This is a genomic window from Pseudarthrobacter sp. SL88, from assembly GCF_026672455.1.
Taxonomy (GTDB): Bacteria; Actinomycetota; Actinomycetes; order Actinomycetales; family Micrococcaceae; genus Arthrobacter.
Genome location: NZ_JAPPRD010000001.1, coordinates 3767281 through 3784519, shown reverse-complemented (window position 1 = coordinate 3784519; position 17239 = coordinate 3767281). Strand labels below are relative to the sequence as shown.

Annotated in this window: 17 protein-coding genes and 1 riboswitch; of the genes, 8 read left to right on the top strand and 9 right to left on the bottom strand. The window is 69.1% G+C overall.

The genetic code is table 11. The annotated features are described in order from the left end of the window. Complete coding sequence (locus OVA06_RS17165; RefSeq protein ID WP_268159947.1) at positions 1 to 1518, top strand: carboxyl transferase domain-containing protein; 1518 nt, start codon at positions 1 to 3, stop codon at positions 1516 to 1518. A 73-nt stretch (positions 1519 to 1591) separates the two neighbouring features. Here OVA06_RS17165 and OVA06_RS17160 read toward each other — a convergent pair whose 3' ends face one another. From OVA06_RS17160 to OVA06_RS17145, 4 genes are all read right to left on the bottom strand, one after another. After that, on the bottom strand, positions 1592 to 2038 hold the full coding sequence (locus OVA06_RS17160) for a LapA family protein (RefSeq protein ID WP_268160834.1): 447 nt from the start codon (positions 2036 to 2038) through the stop codon (positions 1592 to 1594). 279 nt (positions 2039 to 2317) lie between these two features. Further along, positions 2318 to 2521, bottom strand: coding sequence for a hypothetical protein (locus OVA06_RS17155; RefSeq protein WP_056083031.1), 204 nt, complete (start codon positions 2519 to 2521; stop codon positions 2318 to 2320). Positions 2522 to 2630: 109 nt separating this feature from the next. Beyond that, a complete protein-coding gene (locus OVA06_RS17150) occupies positions 2631 to 2861 on the bottom strand; it encodes a hypothetical protein (protein WP_268159945.1) in 231 nt (76 codons plus the stop codon). Between the two features lie 118 nt (positions 2862 to 2979). Beyond that, complete coding sequence (locus OVA06_RS17145) at positions 2980 to 4389, bottom strand: amidase (RefSeq protein ID WP_268159943.1); 1410 nt, start codon at positions 4387 to 4389, stop codon at positions 2980 to 2982. A gap of 110 nt (positions 4390 to 4499) precedes the next feature. Here OVA06_RS17145 and OVA06_RS17140 point away from each other — a divergent pair, with 110 nt between their 5' ends. From OVA06_RS17140 to OVA06_RS17130, 3 genes are all read left to right on the top strand, one after another. Continuing rightward, complete coding sequence (locus tag OVA06_RS17140) at positions 4500 to 4826, top strand: rhodanese-like domain-containing protein (RefSeq protein ID WP_268159941.1); 327 nt, start codon at positions 4500 to 4502, stop codon at positions 4824 to 4826. After that, positions 4826 to 5806, top strand: a complete 981-nt coding sequence (pheA, locus tag OVA06_RS17135) for a prephenate dehydratase (protein WP_268159939.1) — start codon at positions 4826 to 4828, stop codon at positions 5804 to 5806. Before OVA06_RS17140 ends, pheA begins: the two co-directional genes overlap by 1 nt. Before the next feature lie 94 nt (positions 5807 to 5900). Further along, entirely contained in the window at positions 5901 to 6119 is a 219-nt protein-coding gene (locus OVA06_RS17130) for a hypothetical protein (RefSeq protein ID WP_015935510.1), read from the top strand. Between the two features lie 27 nt (positions 6120 to 6146). On the opposite strand, the gene OVA06_RS17125 is transcribed toward OVA06_RS17130, so the two are convergent. Beyond that, complete coding sequence (locus tag OVA06_RS17125; RefSeq protein ID WP_268159936.1) at positions 6147 to 7223, bottom strand: diacylglycerol/lipid kinase family protein; 1077 nt, start codon at positions 7221 to 7223, stop codon at positions 6147 to 6149. A gap of 90 nt (positions 7224 to 7313) precedes the next feature. On the opposite strand from OVA06_RS17125, the gene serS reads away from it, so the two are divergent. Continuing rightward, positions 7314 to 8594 carry a serine--tRNA ligase gene (gene serS / locus OVA06_RS17120; RefSeq protein ID WP_268159934.1) on the top strand — a complete coding sequence of 427 codons (1281 nt, stop codon included), beginning with the start codon at positions 7314 to 7316 and terminating at the stop codon, positions 8592 to 8594. 257 nt (positions 8595 to 8851) lie between these two features. Here the strand turns inward: serS and OVA06_RS17115 are convergent, their stop codons facing one another. Next, on the bottom strand, positions 8852 to 9388 hold the full coding sequence (locus tag OVA06_RS17115) for a GNAT family N-acetyltransferase (protein ID WP_268159932.1): 537 nt from the start codon (positions 9386 to 9388) through the stop codon (positions 8852 to 8854). Between the two features lie 272 nt (positions 9389 to 9660). Here OVA06_RS17115 and OVA06_RS17110 point away from each other — a divergent pair, with 272 nt between their 5' ends. Beyond that, positions 9661 to 10188, top strand: coding sequence for a hypothetical protein (locus OVA06_RS17110; RefSeq protein WP_268159930.1), 528 nt, complete (start codon positions 9661 to 9663; stop codon positions 10186 to 10188). Positions 10189 to 10619: 431 nt separating this feature from the next. Here OVA06_RS17110 and OVA06_RS17105 read toward each other — a convergent pair whose 3' ends face one another. Next, positions 10620 to 12122: a PLP-dependent cysteine synthase family protein gene (locus OVA06_RS17105; protein ID WP_268159928.1), complete on the bottom strand. Its 1503-nt coding sequence runs from the start codon at positions 12120 to 12122 to the stop codon at positions 10620 to 10622. A 288-nt stretch (positions 12123 to 12410) separates the two neighbouring features. Between OVA06_RS17105 and OVA06_RS17100 the strand changes: the two genes are divergently transcribed. Continuing rightward, a complete protein-coding gene (locus OVA06_RS17100) occupies positions 12411 to 14114 on the top strand; it encodes an MFS transporter (protein ID WP_268159926.1) in 1704 nt (567 codons plus the stop codon). Here the strand turns inward: OVA06_RS17100 and OVA06_RS17095 are convergent. Continuing rightward, complete coding sequence (locus OVA06_RS17095; RefSeq protein ID WP_056083003.1) at positions 14111 to 14491, bottom strand: rhodanese-like domain-containing protein; 381 nt, start codon at positions 14489 to 14491, stop codon at positions 14111 to 14113. The genes OVA06_RS17100 and OVA06_RS17095 overlap by 4 nt on opposite strands. Positions 14492 to 14531: 40 nt before the next feature. Continuing rightward, a complete protein-coding gene (locus OVA06_RS17090) occupies positions 14532 to 15785 on the bottom strand; it encodes an LLM class flavin-dependent oxidoreductase (RefSeq protein ID WP_056083002.1) in 1254 nt (417 codons plus the stop codon). Positions 15786 to 16000: 215 nt separating this feature from the next. After that, positions 16001 to 16109: riboswitch (SAM riboswitch) on the top strand. A 35-nt stretch (positions 16110 to 16144) separates the two neighbouring features. Here OVA06_RS17090 and OVA06_RS17085 point away from each other — a divergent pair. Then, a complete protein-coding gene (locus OVA06_RS17085) occupies positions 16145 to 17239 on the top strand; it encodes an LLM class flavin-dependent oxidoreductase (protein ID WP_056083000.1) in 1095 nt (364 codons plus the stop codon).

Genomic DNA, 17239 nt, shown 5'->3' with positions numbered 1-17239 from the left:
ATGCCGACGTCGGAAAAGGTGCGCCACCTCAGCGCCGCCGAACTGCTGGAGGCCGTGGTGGACGACGGTTCGTTCAATTCCTGGGATACCGAACCGCAACAGCCGGCACTGACCGGAGAATACGCGGCCGATCTCGCCAGGGCGCGGGCCCGCAGCGGCACTGACGAATCCGTGCTGACCGGCGCCGGTCTGATCCGCGGCCGCCGCGTGGCGTTGATCGTGAGCGAATTTTCCTTCCTGGCCGGTTCGATCGGCCACGCCGCCGCCGAACGGATCGTGGCCGCGGTGGAACGCGCCACGGCGGAAGGCCTGCCGCTGCTGGCCGGCACCGCCTCGGGTGGTACCCGCATGCAGGAGGGAACCCTCGCGTTCCTGTCCATGGTCAAGATCACCGCGGCCGTCCGGGCGCACCGGCAGGCGGGCCTCCCGTACCTGGTCTACCTGCGCCACCCCACCACCGGTGGCGTCATGGCCTCCTGGGGATCCCTGGGGCACATCAACGTGGCCGAGCCGGGCTCCCTCCTGGGGTTCCTGGGCCCGCGTGTCTACGAGGCGCTGCACGGCGAAGCCTTCCCGGACAACGTCCAGGTGGCCGAGAACCTGTTCAGCAAGGGCCTGATCGACGGTGTGGTGGAACCCGGCAAGCTCGCCGAGCTGGTGGGCAGGGCGCTGGACATCCTGATGCCCCGGCGGGCTTCCGGCTCCGCTGCCTGGCCGGATGCCCCGGCCACGCTGGCCGTCCGGCCCGCCGAGGCGGACGCCTGGACTTCCATCGGAATCTCCCGCCAACCGCGCCGGCCCGATCTCCGCCAACTCCTCAAATACGGTGCCAGCGACGCCCTCCCGCTCAACGGCACCGGGCAGGGCGAAAAAGATCCCGGGCTGCTGCTGGCCCTGGCCCGGTTCGGCACCCAGTCCTGCATCGTGCTGGGCCACGCCCGCCCGCTGCGGAAGGACGCCGCCGGGATGGGGCCGGGTTCGCTGCGCGAGGCCCGGCGCGGCGCCAAGCTGGCGGAAGAACTGCGGCTGCCGCTGCTCACGGTTATCGACACCGCCGGAGCGGCGCTCTCGCAGGAAGCGGAGGAAGGCGGCCTGGCTGGGGAAATCGCCCGCTCCCTGCACGAACTGATCGGGCTCGAATCGCCGTCGGTCTCGGTCCTGCTGGGCCAGGGCGCCGGGGGAGGGGCGCTGGCCCTGCTGCCGGCGGACCGGACCATCGCGGCGCAACACAGTTGGCTGTCGCCGCTGCCGCCCGAGGGCGCGAGTGCAATTGTCCACCGCACCACGGATTTCGCCCCCGCGATGGCGCAGGCTCAGGGCGTCAACGTCGCGTCCCTGTACGCCAACGGGCTGGTGGACCACATTGTGGATGAGCGACACGACGCGTCCCTCGAACCGCGCGAATTCTGCGCACGGATGGCGCATGCCATTGAGTACGAGCTCGCGTCGGTTGCCGCGGTGCCGGTATCCCAGCTGGTGGCCTCGCGGGCACGGAAGTTCCGGAACCTCGGCAGTTAGGCCCCGACGACGGCGGGCACCTTACGGTGCCCGCCGCAACGTTTCCGGGGCTGCTTGGGTGGCGGCTGCTGCCTTAGCGGCGTTGCCGCGTCCGGGAGCGGTGCGCGCTGGCCCGAAGCTGCAGGATCCGGGCGCCGCCGGCCGCCGCCACCAGGACTCCGCCGGTCACGCTGGCGATGAACAGGGCCATGCCCAGCGGGACGGAGCCCTCCAGCCCCAGGAACTTCACCAGGGCCTGCTCCTGGTTCTGCAGGATGAAGATGATCAGCAGGATCAGCAGCACCAGCGCAGCCACCACGGCCACCCAGATGACGCCAGTGCGGGTGACCTGGCGCCGGTCTGCTACGCCGGTTCCGGTTCCGGTGGCGGCGCCGGCAGCGGGTGTATCCGGAGAGTACGAGGGTGCGTTGCTGTAAGGGCCGCCCGTGTTGGTGGGGCCGCCTGGGAGGTCCGGGGACGGTGTTTCGGCCCCCGGCTCCTGCCGCCCGTTGGATTCTGGCGTAGTCTGTCCGGCACTCATGGCCATTCCCTTCTTGATGATAAGCATGCTTAGCACCTAACCCTAGCTGCGGGGTTCGGCGCAGCACAACAGGTATCGCCCAGATGCCGCACCGCGCTCGGCGTGGATGCGTTCCGCTGCCGGCAGCCCACCTGCTTCACCAGCCAGGAATGGCCAAGGGGACGTTACGCCGTCCGGGCCCGTCTGCGAGCCTCGGACCGGCCATATACTCCCGTCGAATCCACCTTTCCGGTTAACGGGGCGGGACGGGCCGCGGAGGCCCGTCCCGATGCTGCGGCGTCAGACCCGCTCCCCGCTCCGCTCTGCGGACGGGGTGCGGGGTGTTGGCGACCTGCGCCAACTCGGGAAGGCCCAGAACGTGTAGTCCTGTGCCTTGACCCGCGGTTCCGGAGTTCCTACCGGAGTTTCCTGCTTGGCTTCAGGCTTGCGGCTCGTGTCCTTCTTGTCGCTCCGCCCGAAATCCTTGTTGTATCCGTAGCACATCACAGACCTCCTTCCAGTGACTGCGCTTTAATCGTCCTCCGGAAAGGCCCGGGAGTCGACACCCGGACGGAACAAATCGGCGCCCGGGCCGCGTCACTGCGGAGGGAGGCTAGTGGCCGGCGGAGACCACGTCCGCAGCCTCGGCGGGCCCGTGGAAATCGCACGGCCCCGGGTGGCGGAGGGGCAGGAGGCAGGTCCGGCCAGAGGGCAGATGGACCAGGGCGCAGCGGCCAGTGAGCGCCAGGTCCTCACGGACGTTGGCGTTGCTCAGGTCGGGCCGGGTTTCGTCCACTTGCTTGGAAATGCCGGGGTCCGTGGTGGTGGGGTATTCGGCGTTCATAGTGGGCAACTCCCCGTCGAGCGGTGGCTGGATGGACGTGACGCCTTTCCAGTCTGCTCCCGCCGGGTTACGCGCGGGTTAAGGGTGCGTTAGGAGCAGATCAACAGGGCGGGCACCGTTACAGGCCCAGCTGGTGCCCCACCTGCAGCAGCAGCTCTTCCGACCCCATGGGCCCCACCAGCTGGATTCCTATCGGCAACCCCTGGCCCTGCGCCCCGCCCGTCCAATGGACCGGGAGGCTGATGGCAGGCAGTCCGCACACATTGACCATGGAGGACCAGGGCGCGAATTCGCACTGCTTCCGGTAGTCGCCGTCGGCGTCGCCCGGCCACTGCGCCGACGGCCAGCGCTCGCCGCCGTGGCCCGTCCCGGTAAACCAGCCCACCGGGCGGGGCGTCTGCGCCAGGGCAGGCATCAGCATGAGGTCCCATTCGGCGTACTGCGCCACGGTGTCGTGCTGGAACTGCCGCAGGAAACCCAGTGCCTCGGACAGCTTGGCGGTGCTCCGCTGCTGTGCCCGGCGGCGGAACGTGCGGGTCAGCGGCGCGAGCAGCGCTTCGCGGTGCGGGCTGATGCGGGCGCTTCCTACCCCGGCGGTCCAGGCCGTGGTGAAGGCATCGGGGTACCTGTTGTCGTAGCGGATCGCCGCGTCACCAACGGTATGCCCCGCGTGTTCCAGGAGCCGCTCGCCCGCCGCCAGGGCGTCCAGCGCTTCCTGGTCAGGCGTGAAGGGGAAGGTTGCGGACCACGGGCTGTCCAGTGTGACGCCGATGCGCAGCTTCCCAGGCTCCCGTTCCAGGGCGGCCAGGTAGCGGGCATCCGGAACCAGCGCGTCCATCATCAGGGCGGCGTCGGCGGCAGTCCTGGCCAGCGGTCCCGCGACCACAAGCCTGGCCGGATCGCCTTGGCTTTCCCCGCTGGGCACCACGCCGCGGCCCGGCTTCAGGCCCACCAGTCCGCACGCCGCCGCCGGGATGCGTACGGAACCGCCGCCGTCGGTCCCGGGGGCGAAGGGGACCAGGCCTGCGGCCACGGCGGCAGCGCTGCCGCCGGAGGAGCCGCCCGAGCTCCTGCTGGGGGCATGCGGATTGCGCGACGGCGGTGCAACCCGGTTTTCGGAGTAGGCCGTCAGCCCGAATTCGGGCACCTGCGTCTTGCCCAGGGAGATAACGCCGGCTTCCTTGAGGTGCGCCACGAGGGGTGCATCCGCGGGGGCGGGCTTGTGATCAAGGGCGGCGCTTCCGTGGGTGGTCACCACGCCGGCTACGTCGGTCAGGTCTTTGAAGGCAAGGGGCATCCCGTGCAGCAGCGGCAGTTCGCCGGTGCGGGAGCGGGAGTGGCGGGCGTCCGCGGCATGGGCCTGTTCGATGGCCTGTTCCGCCGTCACGGTGATGAAGGCCGCCAGCAGCGGATTGAGCTGCCCAATCCGGGCCAGGAAATGTTCCGCAGCTTCCACGGCCGAGACCTGGCCTCCGCGCAGGGCGTCCCGCAACTCGACGGCGGAGAGGCTGTGGAGCTCTTCGGGCACTGGTCCTCCTGGGGTCTCCTAGAAGCGTAACGTGCCCGGCCGCAGGCCCTCAGCCGGGTGTAAGCACTAGGCTTGAAGCTGACTTTCGATCTGCCACGAAGGGATTCCCCATGAGCGACTTCGATTCCGTACCCGTCAACGATGTTCCTGATGACGCCGTCATCCTGGACGTCCGGGAAGACTATGAATGGGTTGCGGGCCACGCAGAAGGTGCCCGCCACATCCCCCTTGACCAGATTCCGGCCCGGCTCGACGAGCTCGACCCCGACGCGGACGTCTACGTTATCTGCCGCACGGGCGGCCGTTCGTTCCGTGCCGCGCAGTGGCTGACGGGGCAGGGCTATACGGCCATCAACGTGGCCGGGGGCATGGACCAGTGGCTGGAGTCGGGCAAGCCCCTGGTCTCCGACAACGGGCTTAAGCCGATGGTGCTTTAGTGCCAGGCCCCGTGCCCACCTACTCGTTCCTCGGCCCCGAAGGAACCTTCACCGAAGCGGCGCTGATGCAGGTGCCGGATGCCGGGGACGCCGTCCGGGTGCCGGCCTCCAACGTGAACGCCGCCCTGGACGCGGTCCGGCAAGGCTCCGCCGATGCCGCCATGGTGCCCATCGAGAATTCCGTGGAAGGTGGAGTCACCGCCACCCTGGACGCGATCGCCGGCGGCCAGGAACTGAGGATCGTCCGGGAAGTGCTGGTGCCCATCAGCTTCGTGCTGGTGGCACGGCCCGGCACCCGCCTCGGCGACGTCCGGCGGGTCTCCACGCATGGCCACGCATGGGCGCAGTGCAGGCTCTGGATGGATCAGCATATTCCAGGCGCGGAATACGTTCCCGGATCCTCGACGGCTGCCGCCGCAATGGGCCTGCTGGAAACCGACTGCCACTACGATGCCGCTATCTGCGCGCCCCTGGTTGCCCAGGAACAGCCCGGCCTCCCGGTGCTGGCCGAGAACATTGGCGACAACCCGGGCGCAGTCACCCGCTTCGTGCTGGTGGGCCGCCCCGGGGCGCTTCCGGAACGAACGGGCGCAGACAAGACCACTGTGGCGGTCCCGCTGCCCGAGGACCGTCCCGGCGCCCTAATGGAAATCCTGGACCAGTTCGCCAACCGCGGCGTGAACCTGAGCCGGATCGAATCCAGGCCCACCGGCCAGTACCTGGGGCACTACTTCTTCAGCATCGACGCCGATGGGCATGTGGGCGACGCCAGGGTGGCTGATGCGCTGGCCGGGCTCCACCGCATCAGCCCAGCCACCCGCTTCCTCGGCTCATACCCGCGGGCAGACCGGCAGCCCATTGAGGTTCAGCCGCACACCTCGGACCGGGCCTTCGCGGCTTCCCGGAACTGGGTGGAATCCATACTGGACACGGAATCATTGCAGGTGGAAAGCGGTTCCGGGCCTTCGCCCACAGCGTAGGTAAATGCCGCCCGGGGTACTTCCCCGGGTTCTGCACTGTGCGTATGCTTGCCTGATCCACAGGAAGAGTGGCCCCTAGCGAAGGGAGCGGGTCATGTCAGCCGGCAGCAGCACCGAGAACGATGGCCAGGGGATGATCGTCAACCCCAAGCCCTCCGCCGACAACCAGGACTGGGACGGCGACGACGCCGACCGCGCCGACCGCCTGCGCTTCGAGGAGGAACAGGCCATGATCCGGGAGCAGTCCGAGGAACGCGCGCACGCGAAGCACGCCGCTGAGGCTGCGAAAGAATCCAAACCGGACCACCACTGAGGCTGCCCCGCCCGGACCACCGATCCGCTAGGCGGTCCCGCCGTCGGGCCCGGAAATCCCCCGGACCCGTACCAGCAGGGACCCAGGCTGCACTTGCACCGTAAGTTTGGTTGCCTCGCCTGACGTGTCGCCGTCCAGCTGCGTGGGCATCGGCTCCGGGCACTTAATGACGATCTTTCCAGACCTGTACACGGTCATGATCGGCAGCTTTCCGCTGTGCTTGAACATGATCTTGCCGTACATCAGCAGCCAGCCGAGAGCGCTGCGGGGGCTCATCACCACCACATCCAGCATGCCGTCATCGATCATGGCCTGCGGAATGAAGTCGATGCCGCCGGGCACCAGGCCGCAGTTGGCGAAAAGAACGCTGCGGATGTTCCGGACCTGTTCGGGGCTGCCATCCAGGGAGATGGACACCTTCTTGCGCCTGCCCGGAAGATGCCGCATGCCGGACTCGGTATAGGCAAGCCAGCCCACAGCCTTTTTCAAACCGTCATTGGTATCCGCGAGGACCTCGGCATCCATGCCGATTCCGGCAATCACCAGGAAGACGTGTTCCGAATAGGTTCCCGTGCGGGAATTCTCGATGGCCATCCGAGCCGTGTCGATGGAGCGCTGCCGGCCGAAGAGCGCGGTCTGGACGGAGCCGTGCAGGTCCGTGACGTCAACGTCCACATTCCGTGCCAGCAGGTTGCCCGTCCCCAGCGGGATCAGCCCCATGGCCACTTCCGTGTGTGCCAGTGCCTCGGCCACCACCCGGACGGTGCCGTCGCCGCCGCCCACCAGGACGACGTCCGGCTTCGTGGCCAGGGCCGCCTGCATCTGGGTGAAACCGGGGTCCTCGGCCGTTGTCTCGTAAAAGACGGGCTCATCCCAACCGGCGGTAAGGCACGCCCGCTGGATGGCCGCCCGTGCCTCGGACGCGCGGGCCTTGATGGGGTTGATGATCACCGCCACCCGCTGCTTTTCCAGGCCCGGATCATAGGCTTCGCCGGCCACGGCGCTGCGCATATGCAGGGCCTTCAGCCGGCGTACGCCCCACCAGCTGGAGATGGCAAAGGCAAGGGCCACCGCTGTCAGCAGGTAGAGAATCCAGTCGCTCATGGTGGTTCCACAGTAGCCCGGCGGAAGGCGCGCCGGACCCAGCCGCCCCGGCCGCCCGCCGTCGTGCGCTGTATTGGATACCCTTGTCTGGTGATCGACGTAAAAGACCTCAGCGAAAACCCGGACAAGTTCCGTGCCAGCCAGCGCGCCCGCGGCGCGGACGAATCAGTGGTGGACGCGATCATCTCCGCGGACTCCGCCCGCCGTGCCGCGCTGATCCGCTTCGAAAACCTCCGGGCCGAGCAAAACGCGTTCGGCAAGAAGGTGGCGCAGGCCAAGGGCGAGGAAAAGCAGGCACTGCTGGCCGAGGTCAAGGAGCTGGCGAACTCGGTGAAGGCCGCATCCGCCGAAGCCGACGCCGCACAGACCAAGCAGGAAGAACTGCTGCGCACCGTCCCCAACCTCGTTGAGGACGGCGTTCCCGAAGGCGGCGAGGATGACTACGTGGTGGTCAAGACCGTCGGCGCCCCGCGCGAGTTCCCGGACTTCGAGCCCAAAGACCACCTCGAGATCGGTGAGCTGATCGGCGCCATCGACATGGAACGCGGCGCCAAAGTTTCCGGATCACGCTTCTACTTCCTCCGCGGCGTCGGCGCCCGGCTGGAGATGGCGCTGCTGCAGATGGCCATGGAACAGGCCATCGATGCCGGCTTCGTCCCCATGATCACGCCCACGCTGGTGCGCCCCGAGACCATGCAGGGCACGGGCTTCGACGTGAAGCACGACGCCGAAATCTACCGCCTCGCCGAAGACGACCTTTACCTGGTGGGCACCTCGGAAGTGGCCCTTGCCGGGTATCACGCCGACGAAATCCTGGACTTTTCCGCCGGCCCCATCCGTTACGCCGGCCAGAGCTCGTGCTACCGCCGCGAGGCCGGATCGCACGGCAAGGACACCCGCGGCATCATCCGCGTACACCAGTTCAACAAGGTGGAGATGTTCATCTACACCACGGTTGAAGAGGCCGCCGCCGAGCACCAGCGGCTGCTGGCGTGGGAAGAGGAGATGCTGGCCAAGTGCGAGCTGCCCTACCGGGTCATCGACACCGCGGCCGGCGACCTCGGCAATTCCGCGGCACGCAAGTACGACTGCGAAGCTTGGGTCCCCACCCAGGGTGCCTACCGCGAACTGACCTCCACGTCGAACTGCACCACGTTCCAGGCCCGCCGCCTGAACATCCGCGAGCGTGCGGTCAACGCCGAAGGCGTCGCCAAGGGAACCCGTGCCGTGGCCACGCTGAACGGCACCCTGGCCACCACGCGCTGGATCGTTGCGCTGCTGGAGCACCACCAGAACGCCGATGGTTCGGTCAACGTGCCGAAGGCGCTCCAGAAGTACCTGGGCGGCCTTGAGGTCCTTCCGGTCCTGTAGGTTCTGCTTGTCCCGGGCGCGTTTCCCGGGCGTTTTTCCCTGGGCTTGTTCGCGGAACCAAACCTTTACGGTTCTGATCCGCGAACAGGCTTAGGACTTCCTGCGGGCGCGTCCTTCCGAACGCTTCGCATGGACGACGACGGCGGTGGCCAGGTCCGTCAAAGGTGCTGTTCTGTGCGGGCAAACGGCAGCCGTTGCCGGCGGGTTGCCGACGCTGGCCACGCCGCCCTGCGCGGGCCGTGCGGCCGGGGGAGGGGTCAGCTGCTTGCGAGGTCCAGGGTGAAGACGGCGAGCTGGACCTTGGGTGCGGGGCGGGGCTTCTCGCGGTCGGGGCGGCGCACGTAGCCGTACTTTTCGTAGAGGTTCTGGGACCCATAGTTGTCCACGCCGGTGTCGAGGACGATCCGCTCTGCGCCCTGTGCCACGGCGAGTTCCGACGCCCGGTCCAACAGCTGCCATCCAAGTCCCCGGCGCCGGGCTTCCGGCAGCACGGCCAGCAGCCGGACTTCCGCTTCACCCGGCTCTGCCTGGCGCGCCAGGGCCGAACCGTGCTGCAGCACCGTCACGGTTCCCAGCAGCTCGCCGGTGGTGGCGTCCTCGGCCACCAGCAGATGGCCGGCAACTGCCCGGGCACCCGCGTCCACCAGCAGGTCCAGCCGCTCGGCGTCGGGTTGCCGGGCTCCCGGCAGGTGGTGCCCGAAACCACGGAAGGTCAGCTCACCGACGGCTTCGTATTCAGATTCCCGGGCCGCGCGGATCACGGTGGTCTCCAATGCCTGTGTGGGGACTGTCAACGTTCCTGCCCTTCCGCCGTGGGGTCCGGCCTGCCTTGTTATTCGTTGCTTTCAGCCTGTGCTTTAGACCGGCGCTGGACCGGCCCTTGAACCGACAGGCTATCCGTGGGGCAGGGCCGCATCCCAGAAGCGGGAAACAGGGCGTCTTGGGCAGTCACTTAGGGCAATACAGGGACATGTTTTGCCTTGCACGACGGCGCATTGCGGCCGGTGTTGTGATGCCCCCACCCCGGTGGTTGTGTGGTGGCACAGGCATCAACAGGGGGAAACCAATGGACACAATCCCGGGGCCGCCGGCCACGGCGGCAGGCAATGAGGTGGCCGGCGGAGCAACTGTCGGCGACGAACACCGCAAGGATGCGGTGTGGCCCGGTGCCGATGCGAACGCGCGGCAGGGATCGCGACGGCGGCGGGGTTCCTCCGCCAAGCCACGCCGATCCTCCGGGGCCAAGGCAGCCCAGGGACACGAGGACAGCGCTGATCAGGGCCAGGACTGGCACGGCTTCGACACGGGGCAGCTGGTTGACGTCCACCTGCCTGACGGGTTCTCATTCCACGGAACCGTTGACGCCAAGACGTCTGATTCCGGCGTGATCTGGATCAGGAGCGACGCCGGCACACGCCGGATGTTCGGCCACCTCGAAGGGGTCCGCCTTGCACGCCGGACGGCAGCAGGAGGCACACCACTACCGCGCACTGCAACAGCCGTCACTTCAAAAGCCGGCACCCCCGAACCACGCACCCCGGAACCTATGGCAGCCGCGCCCGGGACCTTGACCGGCAGGGCCGCTGTGCCGTGACGCCACCTGTCCGGACCGCAGACAACAGCCTCAACACCAGCCACCACAGGAGACCGTGTGCCCGCCACCCTCACCCATAGGATCAACATGCTCTGCGGAGCAGACCTGGCCGCCTTCCGCGCCCGGCTCTGCTCCCTTGCGCAGCGGGACGTCTACGCTGACGGGCTCGAAAGCGCCGTGACAACGATGCCCCGGCACCCGTCGCTCCTCACCGAAGGCTCGTCGGTGGACATCCTGGGGTTCGGCACCTGCGCCGGCTACGGCCCACCGCAGCTGACATTGTCGGTGGCCATGCTGCTGGACTATCCGCGCTGGCCCCAGGAAGTCTTTTGGGACGAAGCCCACGCCTGGGCCGAGGCCGTGGCCGGTCCGTCGATGGCCGTCGCGGGCATCTCAGGGAGCCGCGAGAACGAGGACGGCATGGTGTTCCATTACCGGCTGAAGGTCACTGAGCCTGCCGCCGCGTCCGCACCCCGTCCACCGGTCCGCCAGCCGGCAGGCACGGCTGCCGTGATCCGGCCATCGACCATTACCGCCAGTACTTCATGGGATGGGGTACCTGTGCTTCCCGCAACGGGCACATCGCCGTCAGCCACGCCGCTGTCGGCGCCGCTGTCTCCGACTACACCGCCGGGCACCGGCGTTCCAGCCCCCACCGCACGGTAGGGCACTGCGGCAAGGAGGGCCGCAGCCGATGGCCCGGCCTGCGAATCCAAAGCCTGCAGCGACTCAAGGGTCACGGCGGCCAGGACCTCCCTGGGGTGGACCGTCCCGTGCCGCGCGCCGCGGTCCAGGACAAGGAAGGCAGGATCGGCCGGCCCCTGTCCCCGTGCGCGCAGGTGGGCGATCGACTCGCCTACAGACTGCCCCGACGGCAGAAGCGGCACCCCGGCTGCCGGACCGCCGGCGTCAACGGAAGTAAGCAGCGACCGCACCGTCCCCTGGGGACTGTCCGGTTCAAGGAAGCCCAATGAGGCCAGCCAGCCGTCGTCGAAATACGTGGAAAGGTAGTTCCGCCCTGAATCGGGAAGGACCACCACGATGGTGTGGGACCCGTCCAGGTCCGCCGCGAGGTTCAGCGCGGCAGCGAGCGCCGTTCCACCCGTAGCCCCGGTCAGCAGCCCTTCCTCGCGGGCTGCCCGCCGGGCGGTAAAAATCGCATCACGGTCGCTGACCCGGATGTACTGGTCCACAACGTCGGTGTCGAACGCCTCCGGCCAGATGTCCTCCACGGATTCGGGGTGCAGGGCATGGCCGGCGCCTTCCACGTACTTCAGCGCCCCGTCACCGCCGCCGTACCGGGAATGCTCCGGATCAGCCGCCAACACCTGCACCGAACCGCCGCTGGCGTCCTTCAGGAAACCGCCGGTGCCGGACAGCGTGCCGCCCGTTCCCACACTCGCCACCAGATGGGTGACGGACCCCTCGGTGTCATCCCAGATTTCAGGGCCCGTGGTGTGCCGGTGGGCCGCGGGGTTGGCAGGGTTGTCGTACTGCTGGGCAAGCCACGCGCCGGGGGTAGCTGCGGTAAACGCGGCAGCCCGGGAAGCCAGATGGCCCGGGTGATCGCGCGGAACGAAATCGGCCACCAGATGCACCTCGGCGCCGTAGGCCCGCAGCAGCCGGATCTTCTCCGCGGCCGTTGCCGCTGGTGCGAAAATCACTGCCCGGTACCCCAGCTGCGCCGCCACCATGGCGATCCCGATGCCGGTGTTGCCGCTGGTTCCTTCCACCACAGTTCCGCCCGGACGGAGCAGCCCCTGGCGTTCGGCGGTACGGATCATGGACAGCGCGGCCCGGTCCTTGACGCTGCCGCCGATGTTCTGGAATTCCAGCTTGGCGTAGATCCGTGGGCGGAGTCCTGCCCCAAGGCGGCGCAGGCGGACCAGGGGAGTGCCCCCGATGCCGTCCAGGACGGATTCGAAGACTGTCATGCCGTCACCGCCGCGTCCGGAACCGGGCGGGGATGGACTGTGGACGTGCGGCGGAGGGCTGTCATGCGGCCACGGTAGGACTGCGCACCGGTGCGTCCCAAACTTTTTTGAGCCGCGTTTCCCAGCATGTCCCCCGATGTGCAAATGCGGCTCCGTCCACCCGCCCGGCGTCACGGGAAGTGTCACAAAAGGACCCCTCACGGAAGCCACAGGTAACCGGACTTCACCCGGATTAATGCTCCGACGCCGGATGCGGAGCGCCCTGCTGCCCGGGCTTAGGGTCCCGATATGGGCCGAATCGCTGGGGCAAGCACACCGCGCACAACGGGCACGCCGTCACCGCGGGCCGCGCTGTGGCTGTGCCTCGGCGCCGGGTTCGTGACCCTGCTTGATCAATCGGTCTTCGTTCTTGCCGTCCCTGCCATGGCCGCCGGCCTGCATGCGGACAGCGGGCAGGTGCAGTGGATCCTGGCCAGCTATTCCCTGGCCTTCGGCGTCGCGCTGGTCCCGGCCGGACGGCTGGGCGACCTGCTGGGCCGCCGGAAACTGTTCATCGCCGGGATTGCCGTCTTCGGCGCCTTCAGCCTCCTCGGCGGGCTCGCGTCGGATCCCGCCGTCGTCATCGCCGCCCGCCTGCTGCAGGGACTGGGCGCCGGCACGCTGAACCCCCAGGTGCTGGGCCTCCTCCAGGACATTTTTACCGGCTCCGGACGAGCCAAGGCCTTGGGCTACTACGCGGCCGCCGGTGGCACGGCTGCGGTCTGCGGCCCCCTGGTGGGCGGCATTATTCTGTCCGCCGGCGATCCCGCACTTAGTTGGCGGCTGCTGTTCCTGGTCAACGTTCCGCTCGTGCTGGTCCTGGTGCCGCTGGCCCTGGTCTACCTTCCCCGCGCGGCGCCGCAGCCCGGCCAGGCCAGGCCAGGCAGCACGGGCACCCACGGAACGGACGCCACCCGCTCAGCCAGCTCCAGCCGCATCCACGACCCAAGCGATGCTGCACCGCGCCGTTCCTCCGTGGATGTCCCCGGAGCGGCCTTGCTGGGCGCGGTAGTGGTGGCATCGCTGGTTCCCACCATCTACGGCCCGGCACCGGTGGCCGTCGTGTGGATGGGAGTGGGCGCCGCCGCAGTGCTGGCTTTCGCGGCATGGGAGTTTTCCTATCACCGGCGCGGCCGCACCCCGCTGCTCAGCCCGGCGCTGGTGACGTCGCCCGGGTATCTCCTGGGCACGGTGGTGGCGCTGTGCCAGTTCGGCGTCGGAGCGGCCATGGCGGCAGTGACCTCGCTGTACTTCCTGTCCGGAACGGGCCTGCCGCCGCTGGCCGCCGCAGCGATCCTGGCACCGCAGGCCGCCGGAATGCTGCTGGCCTCCAGCCTCAGCTGGAGGTTCGTTGGCCGGTACGGCCGGACCGGAATAGTGGCTGCCATCGCCGCGGCGTTGGCCTGCCTCCCGGCAAAGGACTGGGCGGTCCAGGGGTTCGACGCCGGTGCTGCCGCAGCCATTGTCGCAGGGGTGGGCCTCCTGCAGGGCGTGGCCACAGGGCTTGTGGTGGCGCCCAACCAAGCACTCACGCTGGCCCATGCGCCGCAAGGGGCAGCGGGGGTGGCTGCGGGGTTCTACCAGCTTAGCCAGCGCTTCTCCGCGGCACTCTGCTCCGCCGCGGCCGCGGGCATGTTCCTCGGCGAGGGTGCCTCCGGCGGCAATGCCCGGGAAGCCTTCCACCAGGGCATCGTGCTGTGCTGCGCGTTGCTGGCCGCCGCCCTGCTGGCCGGAACGGCGGACGCCGTGCGGATCGCTGTTTCCGCACGAAAGGCGAGGGCCGCCGTGGCACGGTCCGGAAAGGAAAGTACGACGGCGGCCCTCGCCCCGGTGCCTGCTGCGTCGGTGTCCGGCGCGCCAGGTGCCCGGCCGGCGGCGCCGGTCGCGGCAGGGGCCGGTGTCCGGCGAGCCGGTTCCCCGGCCCGGGGAGCCGGGGAACGGACGGACGCTTAGTTGCCGGCGGCGTCGACGGGACCGGTGGCGGGCACACCGGCGTCACGCAGGGCGGGGAAACCGCCGTCGACGTGCACCGCGTTGGCGTAACCGAGCAGCTCAAGCTTCCGTGCAACCGGGCCGGAGCCGTTCACGGATCCGCAGAACACCACGATGTTCTGGTCCGTGCCTTCAACCTGCGCCAGGCGTTCCTCCGACTGGGGGCCGAAATCTTCCTCCACACGCCCGCGGTCCACCACCAGCGCTCCGGGGATTGCGCCGGTGCTGTTGCGTCCGGCATCGCTGCGGACGTCAACCAGCAGTGCACCGCCGGCAATCAGTTGGGCGGCTTCTGCGGCCGTGACGAGTTGCGTGTCTGTTTCGGTTTCAGTGGTCATGGTTCTTCCTTCTCTTGTGCGGATGGTGATGGGACAAACTTCAGGACAGTCCCCACTCGGCGGCCAGCAGCTCGTAGGAGCGCACGCGGTGGTTGTGGCTGTGGGCAATGGTGGTAATCAGCAGCTCCCGGGCGCCGGTGGCGTGCTGGAGGGCGCGCAGCTGGTCGGCCACCTGCGCCGGGCCGCCCACGAACCGTGTCTCCACCCGGTCCCGGACAAGATCCGGTGCGCCCGTTCCGGGTGCGGCTGCCTGTGCATCCAGGCGGCCGCCGTCACGGGGTGCAGGGTAGGGGATGGCCCCGTGGCCGGTGCGGATGCTGTGCACCCACGCGGCATAGCCGGCACCAAGGGCGCGGGCGGACGTCCCGTCGTCGGCCACCAGGACGTCCGCGGAGACGGTGACGTATGGCTCCGCCAGCGCGGCCGAGGGCTTGAAATGGGCCCGGTATTCGGCCACCGAGTCCAGCACGGTAGCAGGGGAGACGTGGTAGTTCGCCCCGAACGGCAGGCCGAGTTTCCCGGCCAGGCGGGCGCTGGGGCCGGCGGTTGAACCATGGATCCAGAACTGGGGCGCGGTGCCCCGTGCCGGAGTTACTGTGATCTCCTCGCCATGCCGGGTCCGGTAGCCCCCGGTGAAGAACCCGATCACGTCCTGGACGTCGCTTTCGAAGTTGTCCGCGTCGCCGGGTTCGCGGCCCAGGAGTTCGGCCTGGAGGCGGAATTTCCGCGGGAGGACGGAGTTGAAGAGCCGCCGGGCGGCCGGGACCAGGAGCCCGTCCACCACCCGGGTTCCCTCGTCCGGCTCCGCCGCAGCGACCGCGCCGCCCGGGCCTGCGGCGTGCACGGCGCCGTCCGCATGCGTACCACCCGCAGCGGAGCCGTCGACGGCGGCGGGCTCCGGCGTCGTCCGTCCAGCATCCGTTGAATCCGCGGCCGGCGTGCTGGGCTGCCCCGACCGTCCGAACCCCAGGTCCAGCCGGTCCGGGTACACGGCCGCGAGGGTGCCGATGTTCTCCGCCACCTGCAGCGGCCGGTAGTTGCCCAGGATGGTGGCTGCGGTGCCCACCCGGATGGTCCGGGTGGCCGCGGCAACCAGGGCGGACAGCACGTGCGGGGCGGAACCTGCGACGCCGGGGTTCAGGTGGTGCTCGGCCAGCCAGAAGCGGTGGTAGCCAAGGTCCTCGGCGGCTACAGCAAGGTCAATGCTGTTGTGCAGCGCGTCGCCGGCCGACTGCCCGGCAGGGACTGGACTGAGATCGAGTACTGACAGGGGGACGCGGGAAGCGGTAGGCATGGCATGACCCTACGAGCCGGCCCACCCTGTCCCAAGCGGCCCTGTCACCGGGCTCAACCGGGGGAAACAGGCCGTCACGGAGCCCGTTTCCGGTGGTGGGCGGAAGGGTAAAGATGACGCCAAAAGCCGCTGTTTGACGCGGGATTTCCTGCGTTGACGCCGCGCGACAACCGCGTTTGTCAACGCATTGGACCGGCTCCTACATTCAAGCCATAGGTCAAGAGTCAGCACGCCAAGGACCGGCTGGTGCTGCGGCAACCCTCAGGCATTTTGTGGCGGGGTGCTCCGGAAACAGACCTGGCCGCACCGCGGCAAGTGAATGTCGTCCCGGCCGCGCTGCGGCCCTGAAGAAGGAAACCATGGCTTCAACACCGGTACCTGAACTGCGCTCCAAAATCGTGGCGCTCGAGCTCGACGGCGACGGCGCCCACCCGGCCGCGTGGCGCCGCGCGTCCCACCTTCCTGGTGCCCTGCTTGGCGGCGGCCGGATCCGGGAAACCGCCCAGGCCGCGGATATCGCAGGCTTCCACCTGGCCACTTTCCGCGATTCCCGCGTCCTGGATGCGGGCAGCACCGGCATCGCCGGCCGGATCGACGCCGTGCAGCGTGCGGCCTTCGCGGCCCCGCTGACCCGGTCCCTCGGACTGGTCCCCGAGGCGGGAACGCTGTTCACCGAGCCGTTCCATGTGGCCACGCAGCTGGCCAGCCTGGACTATTCCTCCCACGGCCGGGCAGGCTGGCTGGTCAGCGCCGCCAACGAACCCGCCGAGGCACGGTCCGTGGGCCGCCAGGCACTCGCCGAAGCCGATGTCCTGGCCGAGGCAGCAGACGTGGTGGAGGCCGGCCGCCGGCTCTGGGATTCTTGGGAAGACGGCGCTGTCATCCGGGACGCAGCCACCGGCCGCTACCTGGACCGGGACAAGCTCCACTACGCCGACTTCGACGGTGACAGATTCTCCGTGAAGGGCCCGTCCATCATCCCCCGCCCGCTGCAGGGCCAGCTGGTGGTTTTCGCACCGGCGGACCTGATCCCTGCCGTCGAAGCCGACGTGGCGCTCGCCGCCGCCGCTTCGGTGGACGGACTGGCGGCCGCGGCAACGGCGTCGGCAGCGGCCGGAACCCCGCGCACCCTGGTGGAGCTCGACGTCGTCCTCGACTCCCGCGGCCAGTCCGCGGCGGAGCGCCTCGCGGAGCTTGATGCGTACGAACCCTGGCGGCGCGGCGCCCGGTACGCCGGCAGTGCGGCAGGGCTCGTCGAGCTGCTGGTTGAACTGTTCCGCGCAGCAGACGGGGTCCGGCTCCACCCCGCCGTCCTGGACATCGACGTGCCCGAGCTGGCCGCACAGGTCCTGCCGGAACTGCACCGCGCCGGTGTGGCCGCGCCGCGCACCGGAACCACCCTGCGCGAATCCTTCGGCCTTCCCCGCCCCGCCAACCGCTACGCCGCGGCCTGA

Coding starts and splice junctions, on each gene's coding strand:
- OVA06_RS17095 (WP_056083003.1), bottom strand. CDS start 14,491: ATGACCACTGAAACCGAAACAGACACGCAACTCGTCACGGCCGCAGAA.
- OVA06_RS17100 (WP_268159926.1), top strand. CDS start 12,411: ATGGGCCGAATCGCTGGGGCAAGCACACCGCGCACAACGGGCACGCCG.
- OVA06_RS17085 (WP_056083000.1), top strand. CDS start 16,145: ATGGCTTCAACACCGGTACCTGAACTGCGCTCCAAAATCGTGGCGCTC.
- OVA06_RS17105 (WP_268159928.1), bottom strand. CDS start 12,122: ATGACAGTCTTCGAATCCGTCCTGGACGGCATCGGGGGCACTCCCCTG.
- OVA06_RS17130 (WP_015935510.1), top strand. CDS start 5,901: ATGTCAGCCGGCAGCAGCACCGAGAACGATGGCCAGGGGATGATCGTC.
- OVA06_RS17140 (WP_268159941.1), top strand. CDS start 4,500: ATGAGCGACTTCGATTCCGTACCCGTCAACGATGTTCCTGATGACGCC.
- OVA06_RS17090 (WP_056083002.1), bottom strand. CDS start 15,785: ATGCCTACCGCTTCCCGCGTCCCCCTGTCAGTACTCGATCTCAGTCCA.
- OVA06_RS17155 (WP_056083031.1), bottom strand. CDS start 2,521: ATGTGCTACGGATACAACAAGGATTTCGGGCGGAGCGACAAGAAGGAC.
- OVA06_RS17150 (WP_268159945.1), bottom strand. CDS start 2,861: ATGAACGCCGAATACCCCACCACCACGGACCCCGGCATTTCCAAGCAA.
- OVA06_RS17110 (WP_268159930.1), top strand. CDS start 9,661: ATGGACACAATCCCGGGGCCGCCGGCCACGGCGGCAGGCAATGAGGTG.
- OVA06_RS17125 (WP_268159936.1), bottom strand. CDS start 7,223: ATGAGCGACTGGATTCTCTACCTGCTGACAGCGGTGGCCCTTGCCTTT.
- OVA06_RS17160 (WP_268160834.1), bottom strand. CDS start 2,038: ATGAGTGCCGGACAGACTACGCCAGAATCCAACGGGCGGCAGGAGCCG.
- OVA06_RS17165 (WP_268159947.1), top strand. CDS start 1: ATGCCGACGTCGGAAAAGGTGCGCCACCTCAGCGCCGCCGAACTGCTG.